The sequence below is a fragment of the Vannielia sp. SX4 genome (assembly GCF_052828525.1).
Map to the genome: position 1 here is coordinate 772,519 of NZ_CM128247.1, position 14,650 is coordinate 787,168.

At 66.9% G+C, this 14,650-nt stretch carries 13 protein-coding genes; 12 read left to right on the forward strand and 1 reads right to left on the reverse strand.

Annotation, left to right across the window (positions count from 1 at the left end):
- The first annotated feature begins 10 nt into the window (after nucleotides 1-10).
- From ACUXVX_RS03895 to ACUXVX_RS03905, 3 genes are all read left to right on the forward strand, one after another.
- On the forward strand, nucleotides 11-958 hold the full coding sequence (locus ACUXVX_RS03895) for a zinc-binding metallopeptidase family protein (protein ID WP_446310457.1): 948 nt from the start codon (nucleotides 11-13) through the stop codon (nucleotides 956-958).
- 91 nt (nucleotides 959-1,049) lie between these two features.
- On the forward strand, nucleotides 1,050-1,973 hold the full coding sequence (locus ACUXVX_RS03900) for a helix-turn-helix transcriptional regulator (RefSeq protein ID WP_222470798.1): 924 nt from the start codon (nucleotides 1,050-1,052) through the stop codon (nucleotides 1,971-1,973).
- On the forward strand, nucleotides 1,970-2,428 hold the full coding sequence (locus tag ACUXVX_RS03905) for a 3-hydroxyacyl-CoA dehydrogenase family protein (RefSeq protein ID WP_446310458.1): 459 nt from the start codon (nucleotides 1,970-1,972) through the stop codon (nucleotides 2,426-2,428). The genes ACUXVX_RS03900 and ACUXVX_RS03905 overlap by 4 nt, the downstream gene beginning before the upstream one ends.
- Before the next feature lie 181 nt (nucleotides 2,429-2,609).
- Here ACUXVX_RS03905 and ACUXVX_RS03910 read toward each other — a convergent pair whose 3' ends face one another.
- Nucleotides 2,610-3,524 carry a LysR substrate-binding domain-containing protein gene (locus ACUXVX_RS03910; protein WP_446310459.1) on the reverse strand — a complete coding sequence of 305 codons (915 nt, stop codon included), beginning with the start codon at nucleotides 3,522-3,524 and terminating at the stop codon, nucleotides 2,610-2,612.
- 170 nt (nucleotides 3,525-3,694) lie between these two features.
- Here ACUXVX_RS03910 and chvE point away from each other — a divergent pair, with 170 nt between their 5' ends.
- From chvE to ACUXVX_RS03955, 9 genes are all read left to right on the forward strand, one after another.
- Nucleotides 3,695-4,747 (forward strand): multiple monosaccharide ABC transporter substrate-binding protein, encoded by a 1,053-nt coding sequence (gene chvE, locus ACUXVX_RS03915; RefSeq protein WP_446310460.1) that lies wholly within the window; start codon nucleotides 3,695-3,697, stop codon nucleotides 4,745-4,747.
- Between the two features lie 65 nt (nucleotides 4,748-4,812).
- Nucleotides 4,813-6,333 (forward strand): multiple monosaccharide ABC transporter ATP-binding protein, encoded by a 1,521-nt coding sequence (gene mmsA, locus ACUXVX_RS03920; RefSeq protein WP_446310461.1) that lies wholly within the window; start codon nucleotides 4,813-4,815, stop codon nucleotides 6,331-6,333.
- Nucleotides 6,334-6,342: 9 nt separating this feature from the next.
- Nucleotides 6,343-7,572, forward strand: coding sequence for a multiple monosaccharide ABC transporter permease (mmsB, locus tag ACUXVX_RS03925; protein WP_222470793.1), 1,230 nt, complete (start codon nucleotides 6,343-6,345; stop codon nucleotides 7,570-7,572).
- 3 nt (nucleotides 7,573-7,575) lie between these two features.
- Nucleotides 7,576-9,321: an L-arabinonate dehydratase gene (araD, locus tag ACUXVX_RS03930; protein WP_446310462.1), complete on the forward strand. Its 1,746-nt coding sequence runs from the start codon at nucleotides 7,576-7,578 to the stop codon at nucleotides 9,319-9,321.
- 45 nt (nucleotides 9,322-9,366) lie between these two features.
- Nucleotides 9,367-10,290, forward strand: coding sequence for a Gfo/Idh/MocA family protein (locus ACUXVX_RS03935; protein WP_446310463.1), 924 nt, complete (start codon nucleotides 9,367-9,369; stop codon nucleotides 10,288-10,290).
- Nucleotides 10,287-11,285, forward strand: a complete 999-nt coding sequence (locus ACUXVX_RS03940) for an aldose epimerase family protein (protein WP_446310464.1) — start codon at nucleotides 10,287-10,289, stop codon at nucleotides 11,283-11,285. Before ACUXVX_RS03935 ends, ACUXVX_RS03940 begins: the two co-directional genes overlap by 4 nt.
- A 14-nt stretch (nucleotides 11,286-11,299) precedes the next feature.
- A complete protein-coding gene (locus tag ACUXVX_RS03945) occupies nucleotides 11,300-12,217 on the forward strand; it encodes a dihydrodipicolinate synthase family protein (RefSeq protein WP_222470789.1) in 918 nt (305 codons plus the stop codon).
- 8 nt (nucleotides 12,218-12,225) lie between these two features.
- The gene (locus ACUXVX_RS03950; protein WP_446310465.1) at nucleotides 12,226-13,746 is read left to right on the forward strand and encodes an aldehyde dehydrogenase (NADP(+)); all 1,521 of its coding nucleotides are present in this window, start codon (nucleotides 12,226-12,228) and stop codon (nucleotides 13,744-13,746) included.
- Nucleotides 13,743-14,633, forward strand: a complete 891-nt coding sequence (locus ACUXVX_RS03955) for a 2-dehydro-3-deoxygalactonokinase (RefSeq protein ID WP_446310466.1) — start codon at nucleotides 13,743-13,745, stop codon at nucleotides 14,631-14,633. The genes ACUXVX_RS03950 and ACUXVX_RS03955 overlap by 4 nt, the downstream gene beginning before the upstream one ends.
- The last annotated feature ends 17 nt before the right edge of the window (nucleotides 14,634-14,650 follow it).

Genomic DNA, 14,650 nt, shown 5'->3' on the forward strand with positions numbered 1-14,650 from the left:
GGAGACCCGCATGCAAATATTCCACTGCCCCACCTGCTCCGAGCAGGTCTGGTTTCACAACCACCAATGCCCCAACGGCCACGCCCTGCACTTCGACCCCGATGCGCAGGCGATGGTACAGGGCAGCGATTGCGAGCGCCGCGCCGCCATCGGCTGCAACTGGTCCGCCCATGCCGAGCCGGGGCCGCTCTGCCGCTCCTGCGCCATGACCGCCGTCATCCCCGACCCCGAGGTCGAAGGCGCCGAGAGCCGCCTGGCCCGCACCGAGGCCGCCAAGCGCTGGGTGCTTGCCGGGCTGCACCGCTGGGGCTGGTTCGGTCCCGCCGATCCCGGCCCCGCGCCGCGCTTCGAACTGGTCGCCGACCGCACCCGCCACGGGCCGGAGAGCATCACCATGGGTCACGCCGATGGGGTCATCACCCTCGATGTCGCCGAGGCAAGCCGTGCCGTGCAGGAGGAGCGCCGCGAGCGGCTGGCGGAGGACTACCGCACCATGATCGGCCACCTACGTCACGAGTTGGCGCACTACCTGTTTCTGCGCCTCAGCACCGATGATCCGGCCTTCCCAGATGCCTTCCGCGCCCTCTTTGGCGACGAGCGGGCCGATTATGGCGAGGCGCTGAAGGCGCATTACGCCAACCCCCGGCCCGCCGGCGGCACCCATATCACCAGCTATGCCACCGCCCATCCGCATGAGGACTGGGCCGAGACGGTGGCCCACCTGCTACACCTGACCGACCTTGTCGACAGCGGCTACGCCGTTGCCCTCGCGCCCGGTGGCGATGCCTATGCGGAGCCTGATGCGCAGGCCCTGATCGAGCGCGCCGCCAACTTCGCCATGCGGGTCAACCACGTGAACCGCGCCCTCGACCTGCCCGATCTCTACCCCTTCGTCCTCTCCGACCCGGTCCGCGACAAGCTCGCCTTCGCCCACGGCGCCCTCCGCCGCACAGGCTGACACCGAATTTCGTTGAAGCCGCCCGGCGGATCGTCCATCTTGTGCACTATAATTCACACGATGGATCCCGGGGCGCGGGACGCGGCGACAGATGAGCGAAATCACCAACTTCCGGGGCCAGACCACTGCCGCTTTGGGCGGCGATGAGATGGAGGCAGCCGTTGAGCGGCTGATTTCCCGCGTCGGCGAGCGGGTCCGCAAGGCCCGCGAGTTGCGCGGGCTGCCCCGCCGCGTGGTGTCGGAGCTCTCCGGCGTCTCGCCGCGCTACCTCGCCCAGCTGGAGGCTGGCGAGGGCAACATCTCCATCGGCCTGCTGAAGCGCGTCGCCGTGGCGCTCGACCACCGGATCGAGTGGCTTGTAGGTGAGGATGACCCCTGGACCTCCGAGGCCATGCGCGTGGCCGACCTGTTCTCTTCCTCCCCCGCCGATGTCCGCACCCGTGTGCTTGAGCTGCTCACGCCCGAGCCGCCCGCCCGGATGCGCGGCCAGCGCATCTGCCTCATCGGGCTGCGCGGGGCCGGAAAATCCACGCTCGGCGCAGCCTTGGGCGCCCGCCTCGGCCTGCCCTTCATCGAGCTCAACCGCGAGATCGAGGAGCAGTCGGGCATGCCGGTCAACGAGGTGATGGCGCTCTACGGGCAGGAGGGTTACCGCAAGCTCGAGGCGCAGGCCGTGAGCCGCATTACCGCCACCCACGAGTCGCTTATCCTCGCCGTCGCGGGCGGCATCGTCGCTGAACCCGACACCTACAAGAGCCTGCTGGCGCAGTTCCACACCGTCTGGCTCAAGGCCTCCCCCGAGGAGCACATGGGCCGGGTCCGGGCGCAGGGCGACACCCGGCCGATGGCCGGCAATCCCGAGGCGATGGAGCAACTCAAGAGTATCCTGCGCAGCCGCGAGGCGCTCTACGAGCGCGCCGAGGCCCAGCTCGATACCTCCGGCCAGCCGATTGAGGCCACGCTGGACGCGCTGGAGGCGCTGGTGCGGGAGCGCGGCTTTCTGACTGGCGAATGAGCGGCACTATAGTTCATGAGGCCGTGGCCCGGCTGATGGCGCGGAGCCATGCCGAGGTTGAGGCGTTGCTGCTCGAAGGCTCCAACCCTTGGGAGCTGGACGAGGCGCTGGAGGCGGGCGGCATGGCCCAAGGCCCCTGCGCCATGCAGGACCAGATCGGCCTCGATGTCATCAAATCCGCCCGCAGCGAACCGTTCCTCGTGGCCGACCGCATGGTGGCCGAGGGGCGGCTTGGACGAAAGGTCGGCGTCGGCTGGTTCCGCTATCCCGGCGGCGGTGGCGCGGTGATCGACCCGCTGGTGGAAGACCTGATCCGCGAAGAGGCCCATTTCGCCGGGCGGCAATGGCGCGAGTTGAGTGCCGATGCGCTGCGGGCACGTTACTTCGGCGCGATGGCGGAGGCGTCTGAAGGCATGCCTCCCGAGGCCTGCGCCGCGCTGGGGATGCCCGGCTGAGCGGCGAACCCATACGGAATCAAGGCGAAGCCGCCGTGCAGCGCCGTCCCGCCCCCCGGGGCGGCGCTTCTTCTAGGCTGGTGCCAACCTCTGATGTTCAATGACCACTGCACCATAAAGTGCCCTGCACAGCTGTTGCATGTGCCACCCCGCGGGACGGCGCTGCACGGCTCCCAACCCTTCACAACCGCCGGAATACCTCCTGCATTACCCGCTCCGCTGCCCGGCTCATCTGCCGCGCCCGCGCCCGGATGATGAAGCAGGGCGACACCGCCAGCGGCTCCGCCAACTCCAACGTGGCGAGGCTGTCGCCGATCTTGTTGCGCGTCAGCAGGTCCGCCACCTCCTGGCTCTGCGGCGCAATCGCATCGGTGCCCTCAAGGATGGACAGCGCCACCAGCAGCGAGGAGGAGTTGGTGATCTGCTCCGGCGCGGTCAGCCCAGCGGCATGAAAGGCCCCATCCATCGCCACCCGGATCGGCGTGCCGAGGTCCTGAATGACCCATTCATAGCCCACCAGCTCCGACAGCTTGCGCCGGTCTCCCAGGGCCGGATGCCCGGCTCGCACCACGAGGCTCACCACTTCGTTCCGCGCCGGGTCGATCCGGAACTGGCGGCTGTCATACTCCGGCGGCAGGCGGGCGATCACAAAGTCGAACCGCCCTTCCTCCAACCCCCGCACAAGCTGCCCCGAGGGGCCTACCTCCACCGTGGCCTGTATCCCCGGTGCCTCCGCCCGCACCGCCCGGATGGCCGGCACCAGCACGCCCACCGTTGGCCCGGTCACCGAGCCCACGCGCACCTCCCCGCCCTCGCCGCTGCGCAGCCCCGCGACCTCCGTTTCGAGGCTCTCCAACTCGCTCAGGATCACCCGCGCATGGCGCAGGAATGTCTCGCCAATCAGCGTGGGCTCCATCCCCTTGGGGTGGCGGGTGAACAGCGGCGTGCCCACCTCCGCCTCGATCTCGGCAAGCACCCGCGAGGCCGCAGGCTGGCTCATCGCCAGCATGTGCGCGGCGGTCTGCAGCTGCCGGGTCTCCCCGATCCGCTGGATCAGCCTGAGCTGCCGTGGTTTCAGCCGGGTCGCCAACTCCATCACGCGCCATCCATAACAAAACTGATATGCAGATCGGCAGTATTCGCATTTTACAGTCATGTAAATGGCGGGCTATCGGAGTCGCACGGGCGCCGGAAGGCCCCGCAACAGGGAGAAGTGTGCCACCGGGCCGGGAGGGCCTGCCGAGCGCACGCATTTGGAGGATACAAATGAAACTCAAGACCCTTCTCGCCTCGGCTGCGGCCGTGGTGGCCTTCACCGCTGGCGCCTATGCCGAAGGCACCGTCGGCATCGCCATGCCCACCAAATCCTCAGCCCGCTGGATCTCTGACGGGGAGTCCATGGTTCAGCAGTTCGAAGAGGCCGGCTATGAGACCGACCTGCAATATGCCGAGGATGACATCCCCAACCAGCTGGCCCAGATCGAAAACATGATCACCAAGGGCGTCGACGTGCTGGTCATCGCCGCCATTGACGGCACGACCCTCAGCAACGCGCTCGAAAACGCCGCTGCTTCCGGTATCAAGGTCATCGCCTACGACCGCCTGATCCGCGACAGCGAGAACGTCGACTATTACGCCACCTTCGACAACTTCAAGGTCGGCGTGCAGCAGGCCTCCAGCCTCGTTGACGGCCTCAAGGAGCGCTTCGGCGACGGCCCCTACAACGTCGAACTCTTCGGCGGCTCGCCCGACGACAACAACGCCTACTTCTTCTACAACGGCGCCATGTCGGTGCTTCAGCCGCTGATCGACGATGGCACCGTTGTCATCCAGTCCGGCCAGATGGGCATGGATACCGTCGGCACCCTGCGTTGGGATGGCGCCGTGGCTCAGGCCCGGATGGATAACCTCCTCTCCGCCCATTACACCGACAAGGAAGTCCACGGCGTTCTATCGCCCTACGATGGCCTCTCCATCGGCATCCTGTCGTCGCTCAAAGGCGTCGGCTACGGCTCCGGCGACATGAAAATGCCGATCGTGTCCGGTCAGGACGCCGAGGTGCCCTCCGTCAAGTCGATCCTCGCCGGTGAGCAGTACTCCACCGTGTTCAAGGACACCCGCGAACTGGCCCGCGTCACCGTGGGCATGGTCGATGCGGTCCTCGGCGGCGGCGAGCCCGAGATCAACGACACCGAGACCTACGACAACGGCGTGAAGGTCGTGCCCTCCTACCTGCTCGAGCCCGTCTCCGTCGACGCGAGCAACTGGGAAGAGATCCTGATCGGCTCCGGCTACTACTCCGAAGACCAGATCAAGTAATCCCCTCCAAGGGGGTTCTCCCGGGGCCTGCGTTCGCGCGGGCCCCATCAAAGGCGGAGGCAGCGATGAGCGCACTGCTCGAAATGCGCGCGATCACCAAGGAATTTCCGGGCGTGAAGGCTCTCGATACCGTCAACCTGACGGTGAAAGAGGGCGAAATCCACGCGCTGGTCGGTGAGAACGGCGCAGGCAAATCCACTCTGATGAAGGTGCTCTCCGGGGTCTATCCCGTGGGCAGCTACGAGGGTGAAATCCACTACGAAGGCGCGCTTGCCGAGTTTCGCAACATCTCCGACAGCGAGGCGCGCGGCATCATCATCATCCACCAGGAGCTTGCTCTGGTGCCGCTGCTTTCCATCGCCGAAAACCTGTTTCTCGGCAACGAACGCGCCAAGGGCGGCGTGATCGACTGGCGCGAAACCAACCGCCGCACCGAGGAGCTTCTGCGCAAGGTCGGCCTCAAGGAGCCGCCCACCACGATGGTCGACAAGATCGGCGTGGGCAAACAGCAGCTTGTCGAAATCGCCAAGGCGCTCTCGAAGGAGGTGAAACTCCTCATCCTCGACGAGCCGACCGCCGCGCTCTCGGAATCCGACAGCCAGGCGCTGCTCGACCTGATGCTGGAGTTGAAGGCGCAGGGCGTGAGCCAGATCATCATCAGCCACAAGCTCAACGAAGTCCGCCGCGTGGCCGACAGCGTCACCGTCATCCGCGACGGAACCACCGTCAGCACAATGGACGCCCGCGAGGGCGGCATCACCGAAGACCGCATCGTGCGTGACATGGTCGGCCGCGACATGGCCAACCGCTACCCCGCCCGCGAGCGCCGCTCCGGCGACATGCTGATGGAGGTGAAGGGCTGGAACGTCTGGCACCCCGAGCACTCCGACCGGCAGGTGATCAAGAACGCAAACTTCACCGTCCGCGCAGGCGAGGTGGTGGGCATCGCGGGCCTCATGGGGTCCGGCCGTACCGAACTGGCGATGAGCCTCTTCGGGCGCAGCTACGGCCAGAACATCTCGGGGCAGGTCGAGATCGGCGGCAAGGCGGTCGATACCTCCACCGTCCCCCGCGCCATTCAGGCCGGGCTGGCCTATGTGACCGAGGATCGCAAATCGCTCGGCCTGATCCTTGAAGAGGACATCCAGCGCAACATCACCCTCACCAACCTGCCCGCCGTCTCCACCTCGGGCGTGTTGAACGAGGCCGAAGAGACCAAGGTGGCCGAGCGCTACCGCTCCGCGATGAACATCCGCACGCCCTCGGTGTTCCAGAAGGTGATTAACCTCTCGGGCGGCAACCAGCAAAAGGTGGCGCTCTCCAAGTGGCTCTTCGCCGAGCCCGAGGTGCTGATCCTCGACGAGCCGACCCGCGGCATCGACGTGGGCGCCAAGTTCGAGATTTACGGCATCATCAACGAGCTTTCCGAGCAGGGCAGGGGGGTGCTGATGATCTCCTCCGAAATGCCCGAACTGCTCGGCATGTGTGACCGTATCTACGTGATGAACGAAGGGGCCCTCGTCGGTGAACTCACCGCCGAAGAGGCCAGCCAGGAGCGCATCATGTCGCTCATCGTGACCGATTGAGGAAGACCCATGGCAATCGCTGAACAGAACGACACCGCCCAAGAGGGCATCGGCAGCTACCTGAAGAGCCACCTGCGCGAATATGGCCTGCTGCTGGCCCTCATCGCCATCATGGTGTTCTTCCAGATCGTCACCGAGGGCACCCTGCTGCGCGCGGTGAACATCACCAACCTGCTGCTGCAGAACAGCTACATCATCATCATGGCGCTGGGCATGCTCATCGTCATTGTCTCCGGCAACATCGACCTCTCCGTCGGCTCTGTGATGGGCTTCATCGGCGCTCTGGCGGCGGTAATGATCGTCAATTGGGGCTGGAACACATGGCTCGCCGCCGCTGCCTGCCTCGTCGTCGGCGGTGCCATCGGCGCGGCGCAGGGCTATTGGGTCGCCTATTGGAAGATCCCCAGCTTCATCGTCACGCTGGCGGGGATGCTGGTGTTCCGCGGTGCCTCGCTCTGGCTGCTTGAGGGCCAATCCGTCGGCCCCTTCCCCCGCGAGTTTCAGGTCATCGCCAACGGCTTCATCCCCGATCTCTTCCCCGAGGGTCTGGGTGACAGCCTCGCCGGCATCTTCGGCGCCCGTCAGGTCAACGTGCTGGCCCTGCTCACCGGTGTCGTTGCCGCCGCCATCATCGTCTGGCTCGGCATGCGCCAGCGCGCCCGCAACAAGACCTATGGCATCGCAGGTGAGCCGCGCGGCTTCTTCATTGCCCGCAACGCCATCGTTTCCATTGCGCTGATTTTCATCTGCTACAAGCTCGCCACCTTCCGGGGCCTGCCCAACGTGCTGATCACCATGGGCGTGCTGACGATCATCTACGCCTTCATCACCGAGCAGACGACGATCGGCCGCCGGGTCTATGCCCTCGGCGGCAACGAGAAGGCCGCCAAGCTCTCGGGCATCAAGACCGAGCGGCTGACCTTCCTCGCCTTCACCAACATGGGCGTGCTCGCCGCCATCGCCGGCCTCGTCTTCGCCGCCCGCCTCAACACCGCAACGCCCAAGGCCGGCTTCGCGCTGGAGCTCGACGTGATCGCAGCCGTCTTCATCGGCGGCGCGTCCATGTCGGGCGGCGTGGGCAAGATCGTCGGCGCCGTGGTCGGCGCCTTCCTGATGGGCGTGCTGAACAACGGCATGTCGATCATGGGCATCGGCATCGACTACCAGCAGGTCATCAAGGGCCTCGTGCTGCTCGCCGCCGTGCTCTTCGATGTCTACAACAAGTCCAAACAGGGGTAACTCATGGCGTTCCAACCCGCAGAATGGCCCCGCAAGCTCCGCAGCCAGGAATGGTACGGCGGCAACTCCCGCGATACGATCTATCATCGCGGTTGGCTGAAAAATCAGGGCTACCCGCATGACCTGTTCGACGGTCGCCCGATCATCGGCATCCTCAACACATGGTCCGAGCTGACGCCCTGCAACGGAAGCCACGTCAAGGAACTGGTGGAGAAGGTGAAGGCCGGCATCTGGGAGGCTGGCGGCTTCCCCGTCGAGGTGCCGGTGTTCTCCGCCTCTGAGAACACCTACCGCCCCACCGCCATGATGTTCCGCAACCTCGCCGCGCTGGCGGTCGAGGAAACCATCCGCGGCCAGCCCATCGACGGCTGCGTGCTCATGGTCGGCTGCGACAAGACCACGCCCTCCCTGATGATGGGCGCCGCCTCAGTCGACCTCCCCGCCATCGTCGTCACCGGCGGCCCCATGCTCAACGGCTACTTCCAGGGTGAGCGCGTCGGCTCCGGCACCCACCTCTGGAAGTTCTCGGAAGACGTGAAAGCCGGCAACATGACCCAGGAGGAATTCCTCGAGGCTGAGCAGTCCATGTCCCGCTCCACCGGCACCTGCAACACCATGGGCACCGCCTCGTCGATGGCGAGCATGGCCGAAGCCCTCGGCATGGCACTCTCCGGCAACGCCGCCATCCCCGCCGTGGACAGCCGCCGCCGCGTCATGGCCCAACTCTCCGGCCGCCGCATCGTTCAGATGGTGAAGGACGACCTGAAGCCGTCGGACGTGATGACCAAACAGGCCTTCGAAAACGCCATCCGCACCAACGCCGCCATCGGCGGCTCCACCAACGCGGTGATCCACCTCCTCGCGATGGCCGGCCGCGTCGGCGTCGACTTGACCCTTGAGGATTGGGACCGCTGCGGTCGCGACATCCCCACCGTGGTCAACCTCATGCCCTCCGGCAAATACCTGATGGAAGAGTTCTTCTACGCCGGGGGCCTCCCGGTCGTCCTCAAACGCCTCGGCGAAGCGGACGTGCTCCACAAGGAGGCCCTCACCGTCTCGGGCGGCGCGATCTGGGACGAGGTGAAGGACGCGGTTAACCACAATGACGACGTGATCCTCCCCGCCGAAAAGGCGCTCACCCAGTCCGGCGGCATCGTCGTGCTCAAGGGCAACCTCGCCCCCGGCGGCGCGGTGCTCAAACCCTCCGCCGCCACCCCCGCGCTGCTTCAGCACAAGGGCCGCGCCGTGGTGTTCGAGGACATCGACGACTACAAAGCCCGCATCAACGACGATGCGCTCGACATCGACGAGACCTGCATCATGGTGATGAAGAACTGCGGCCCCAAGGGCTATCCGGGCATGGCCGAGGTCGGCAACATGGGCCTGCCGCCCAAGGTGCTGAAGAAGGGCATCACCGACATGGTCCGCATCTCCGATGCCCGCATGTCCGGCACCGCCTACGGCACCGTGATCCTGCACACCTCCCCCGAGGCCGCCGCCGGTGGCCCGCTCGCAGTGGTGCAGTCGGGCGATATCATCGAGGTCGACGTGGCCAACCGCCGCCTCCATCTCGACATCACCGAAGCCGAACTCACCGGGCGCCTCGCCGCTTGGAAGCCGACCCACGAGCAACCCGCGTCCGGCTACGCCTGGCTGCACCAGCAGCACGTCATGGGGGCCGACACCGGCGCCGATCTCGACTTCCTCAAGGGCTGCCGGGGCAACGAAGTGGGCCGCGACTCGCACTAACAGGGTGGGCAATCTGCCCACCACCCGAACCAACCGGAGACACCCATGGAAATCGCCCTCGTCGGCATCGGCAAGATCGCGGTGGACCAGCACGTGCCGTCCATCACCGCCTCCCCCGATTGGGAACTGGCCGCCACCGTCTCCCGCAACGGCACGGTGGAGGGCACGCCCGCCTATACGCAGCTCTCCGAGATGCTTGAGGCCCACCCAGAGATCCGCGTCGTCTCCCTCTGCGTCCCGCCCGTGCCGCGCTTCGCCCTCGCGGCGGCGGCCCTCAAGGCAGGCCGTCACGTGATGCTCGAAAAACCCCCGGGCGCGACCCTCTCCGAGTGCCACACGCTCGAGGCGCTGGCCCGCGAAAACCGAGTCACCCTCTACGCCTCATGGCACAGCCGCGAGGCGGCGATGGTCCCGCAGGCCAAGGCTTGGCTTGCCGGCAAACAGCTCACAAAATTCACCGTGACGTGGAAGGAAGACGTGCGCCGCTGGCACCCGGGGCAGGAGTGGATCTGGCAACCCGGCGGCCTCGGCGTGTTCGATCCCGGCATCAACGCCATCTCCATCGTCACCGAGATCCTGCCAGACCCGATCCACCTGACCTCCGCCAACCTCGACGTGCCGGAAAACTGCCAAGCCCCCATCGGCGCGCAGCTCGCCTTCGCCCATCCCACGGCCTCTGTCGACATGGTGTTCGACTGGCGCCAGACCGGCGACCAGACATGGGAGATCGAGGCCGAAACCACCGAAGGCACCCTCAAGCTGCTCGACGGCGGTGCGTGCCTCCAGATCGACGGCACCGAGCAGGGCGAAGACGCCGACGCGCTCAAGGGCGAATACCCGCGCCTCTACGCCAACCTCGCCCGCCTCGTCGCCGCCGGAGAGATCGACATGGACCTCGCCCCCATGCGCCACGTTGCCGATGCCTTCACCCTCGGCCACCGCACCCTCACGGAGCCCTTTCACGAATGACTGCCGAAATCTTCGCCACCACGCCCGAGGGCGACACCGTCGAGATCGTCACCCTGCAAAACGGTCCCGCCACCGCCCGGGTGATGACTTGGGGCGCGACCCTTCAGGACTTCCGCCTCGACGGCACCCCGCATAGCCTTGTCCTCGGCTCCCCGGTGTTCGAGCCTTACCGCAGCCGTATGCGCAATTACGGCGCCGTTGTGGGCCGCGCCGCCAACCGCATCGCGGGCGGACGCGCGCCTTTGAATGGCGCCACAGTCCAACTGGAGACCAATGAGGCCGGCCGCACCGCCATTCACGGCGGCTCCGATGGCTGCGGCTACGTCAACTGGTCGCTCGCCAGCCACAGCGAGACCTCCGCCACCTTTACGATCACCTTGGCCGACGGTCAGGCGGGCTACCCCGGCAACCTCGCCCTCACCGCCACCTACAGCCTCGACGACGAAGGCGCGCTGACGCTTGAGATTACCGGCACAACCGACGCTCCGACCTTCTGCAACATCGCCCACCACAGCTACTGGAACCTCGACGGCACCCCCACGCTGGGCGGCCACACAATGCACATCGACGCCGACAGCTACCTCGCGGTCGATGAGCACAAGATCCCGCAGGGCGGCCCGCAGCCCGTCGCTGGCACCCGCTTCGATTTCCGCCAGCCCCGCGCCATCACCACGCCGCAGGACGACCCCAAGCTCGATCACAACTTCTGCCTGCGCCTGCCCGGCACCGAGATGCACCCGGCCTGCACCCTCCGCGCGGGCGACCTGCAACTGGAGATCGACACCACCGAACCCGGCCTTCAGGTCTACGACGGCTCCGGCCTAAACTCCGAAGTCCCCGGCCACGGCGGCGTGCCCTACGGCCCGCACGGCGGGGTGGCGATCGAGCCGCAAAAGTGGCCCGACGCGCCCAACCACCCCGACTATCCGCAAATCACCCTCAACCCCGGCGAGACCTATCGGCAGGTCTCCCGGTTCCATGTCACCCGTATCTGACGTAAGGAACACCCATGCAAAGCCCGCTCACCGGAATCCTCCCCGTCGCCCCCACGCCCTTCACCGCCGAAGGGCTGGTGGATGAAGAGGGGATGCGCCGCGTCCTCGATTGCATGATCGACCAAGGGGTGGATGCAATCTGCATCCTCGCCAACTACTCCGAGCAGTTCGTGCTCTCCGACGAGGAACGCGCCACGCTCACCCGCGTCAGCCTCGAACACGTCGCAGGCCGCGTCCCGGTGATCGTCACCGTCTCGCATTTCTCCACCCAGATCGTGGTGGAGCGGGCCAAATACGCCGAGTCCCTCGGCGCCTCCATGCTGATGATGATGCCCCCCTACCACGGCGTAGGTCTCGTGCCCGCCGAGGCCGGGATCATGGAGCACTTTCAAGCCGTTTCGGATGCCATCAACATCCCGATCATGGTGCAGGATGCGCCGCTCTCCGGCGTCACCCTGACCGTGCCCACGCTGGTGCGCATGGCGAAGGAGATCGAGCATGTCTCCTACTTCAAGATGGAAACGCCCTTTGCCGCCGACAAGCTGGCAGCCCTGATCGAGCAGGGCGGAGAGCACATCGTCGGCCCCTTCGACGGCGAAGAGGCCGTGACCCTGCTGGCCGACCTCGACGCAGGCTGCACCGGCACCATGACCTCCGCGCTGCAACCCGAGCTGATCGGCCCGATCGTTGTCAACTACCTCGACGGCGACCATGACGCCGCGCTCGCTGGCTGGAAGCGCTGCCTGCCGCTCATCAACCATGAAAACCGCCAATGCGGCCTCCGCGCCGCCAAGACGGTGATGATGGAGGGCGGCGTGATCGGCTCCGACCACGTCCGCCACCCCTTGAAACCCATGTCGCAGCGAACGAAATCCCGCTTGCTGCAACTCGCAAAAGAACTTGATCTGATCGCCCTGAAATGGGGCAAGTGAGGAGAGAAATGAGCTTTACCCCCAAGTCCAAGCACCTGATCGCCGGCGAATGGCTCGATGGCCCGTCGACCTTCAAATCCGAGCCCGCCCACGGCGAGGCCTTCGACTATCCGGTCGGCACGCCTGATCTGGTGAACAAGGCCTGCGAGGCGGCGGAAGAGGCCTTCTGGACCTACGGGTACAGCTCGCGCGAGACCCGGGCGAAGTTTCTCGACACCATCGCAGACGAAATCGAGGCGCGCGGTGACGAGATCACCGAGATCGGCACCTCCGAGACCGGTCTGCCCGAGGCCCGCCTGCAGGGCGAGCGCGGCCGCACCACCGGCCAGCTCCGCCTCTTCGCCAGCCACATCCGCGACGGCGGCTATCTCGACGTGCGCCATGACGCGGCGCTGCCTGACCGTGCCCCGCTGCCCCGGCCCGACCTGAAGATGGTCCAGCGCCCCATCGGCCCCGTCGCCGTCTTCGGTGCCTCCAACTTCCCGCTCGCCTTCTCCACCGCAGGCGGCGACACCGCCGCCGCGCTGGCCGCGGGCTGCCCCGTGGTCGTCAAGGGTCACTCCGCCCACCCCGGCACGGGCGAGATCGTGGCCCAGGCCATCGACGCCGCGATCCAGAAGTGCGGCATCCACCCCGGCGTCTTCTCCCTGATCCAGGGCGGCAAGCGCGATGTGGGCACCACCCTCGTCGAGCACCCGCTGATCAAGGCCGTGGGCTTCACCGGCTCCCTCGGCGGTGGTCGCGCGCTCTTCAACCTCTGCGCCGCCCGCCCCGAGCCGATCCCCTTCTTCGGTGAGCTGGGCTCCGTGAACCCCATGTTCGTGCTCCCCGAGGCCGCCAAGGCGCGCGGTGCGGCGATGGGCGAGGGCTGGGCCGGTTCGCTCACCATGGGCGCAGGCCAGTTCTGCACCAACCCCGGCATCGCCGTGGTCGAGAAGGGCGCCGATGGCGATGCCTTCGTCTCCGCCGCCAAAGAGGCGCTCTCCAAGGCCGCCCCGCAGACCATGCTCACCGACGGCATCGCCAAGGCCTATCAAGACGGCAAGGCCCGCTTCGACGGCCGCAATGCCGTGCAGCCGCTGCTGACCAACGCCGACGAGGGCCGCAATGCCAGCCCCAATCTCTATGAAACCGACGCCGCGGCCTACCTGCAGGACCACGCGCTGGGCGAGGAGGTTTTCGGCCCCCTCGGGCTGGTTGTACGGGTGAATGGTAAAGAAGAGATGGAGACGCTCGCGAAAGGCTTCGAAGGCCAGCTCACCGCCACCATCCACATGGATGAGGGTGACACCGAGCGCGCCCGCGCCCTGATGCCGATCCTCGAGCGCAAGGCCGGCCGCATCCTCGTCAACGGCTTCCCGACCGGCGTGGAAGTGGCCGACACCATGGTCCACGGCGGCCCCTACCCGGCCTCCACCAACTTCGGCGCAACCTCCGTAGGCACCCTCTCGATCCGCCGCTTCCTGCGCCCGGTCTGCTACCAGAACATGCCCGACGCGATCCTCCCCGAGGACCTCGCAGGCGCATGACCGCAAGCTGGATCGCGGCCGACTGGGGCACCTCCAACCTCCGCCTCTGGGCCATCGGCGCAGAGGGGGAGGTGATCGGCCGCGAATCCAGCAGCGCGGGCATGGGCGCACTCACGCCGGACGGCTACGAGCCCGCCCTCCTTGCCCTCGCCGAAAAATACCTCGGCGACGGCCCCATAGATGTGCTCGTTTGCGGCATGGCGGGCGCCAAGCAGGGCTGGGTCGAAGCTCCCTACGCCTCCGCCCCCTGCAAGCCCTCCGGCCTCGCCCCGGTGAGCGCCCCCACCAATGACCCGCGCCTGCGCGTGCGCATCCTGCCCGGCGTCAGCCAGCAGGACCCGGCAGACGTGATGCGCGGCGAAGAAACGCAAGTCGCAGGCTTCCTCGCCGGCAACCCCGACTTCGACGGCATCCTCTGCCTACCCGGCACCCACTCCAAATGGGTCCATGTCTCCGCCGGTGAGATCGTCAGCTTCAGCACCTTCATGACCGGCGAGCTCTTTTCGCTGCTCTCCTTGCAGTCGGTGCTGCGCCACTCGCTCCACGGCGAGGGTTGGGACGACAGCGCCTTTGCCGAGGCCGCCTCCGAGGCCATGTCCCGCCCCGAGCGACTGGCCTCCTCGCTCTTCTCCCTCCGCGCCGCCTCGCTGCTCAGCGGCCTCGCGCCCGGCACCGCCCGCGCGCGCCTGTCCGGCATGCTCATCGGCCTCGAACTCGCCGCCGCGCGCCCCTACTGGCTCGGCCAGCGCGTCGCCCTCATCGGCGGCCCGCTCCTGACCGAACCCTACGCCAAGGCTCTCGCCGCCCAAGGCCTCGCCCCCGAAACCCACGATGGCGACAATCTCGCGCTGGCTGGCCTCACCGCCGCCCGCATGGCCCTCGCCTGACGCCGCACCGGAGCCGC

Coding starts and splice junctions, on each gene's coding strand:
- ACUXVX_RS03895 (WP_446310457.1), top strand. CDS start 11: ATGCAAATATTCCACTGCCCCACCTGCTCCGAGCAGGTCTGGTTTCAC.
- ACUXVX_RS03900 (WP_222470798.1), top strand. CDS start 1,050: ATGAGCGAAATCACCAACTTCCGGGGCCAGACCACTGCCGCTTTGGGC.
- ACUXVX_RS03905 (WP_446310458.1), top strand. CDS start 1,970: ATGAGCGGCACTATAGTTCATGAGGCCGTGGCCCGGCTGATGGCGCGG.
- ACUXVX_RS03910 (WP_446310459.1), bottom strand. CDS start 3,524: ATGGAGTTGGCGACCCGGCTGAAACCACGGCAGCTCAGGCTGATCCAG.
- chvE (WP_446310460.1), top strand. CDS start 3,695: ATGAAACTCAAGACCCTTCTCGCCTCGGCTGCGGCCGTGGTGGCCTTC.
- mmsA (WP_446310461.1), top strand. CDS start 4,813: ATGAGCGCACTGCTCGAAATGCGCGCGATCACCAAGGAATTTCCGGGC.
- mmsB (WP_222470793.1), top strand. CDS start 6,343: ATGGCAATCGCTGAACAGAACGACACCGCCCAAGAGGGCATCGGCAGC.
- araD (WP_446310462.1), top strand. CDS start 7,576: ATGGCGTTCCAACCCGCAGAATGGCCCCGCAAGCTCCGCAGCCAGGAA.
- ACUXVX_RS03935 (WP_446310463.1), top strand. CDS start 9,367: ATGGAAATCGCCCTCGTCGGCATCGGCAAGATCGCGGTGGACCAGCAC.
- ACUXVX_RS03940 (WP_446310464.1), top strand. CDS start 10,287: ATGACTGCCGAAATCTTCGCCACCACGCCCGAGGGCGACACCGTCGAG.
- ACUXVX_RS03945 (WP_222470789.1), top strand. CDS start 11,300: ATGCAAAGCCCGCTCACCGGAATCCTCCCCGTCGCCCCCACGCCCTTC.
- ACUXVX_RS03950 (WP_446310465.1), top strand. CDS start 12,226: ATGAGCTTTACCCCCAAGTCCAAGCACCTGATCGCCGGCGAATGGCTC.
- ACUXVX_RS03955 (WP_446310466.1), top strand. CDS start 13,743: ATGACCGCAAGCTGGATCGCGGCCGACTGGGGCACCTCCAACCTCCGC.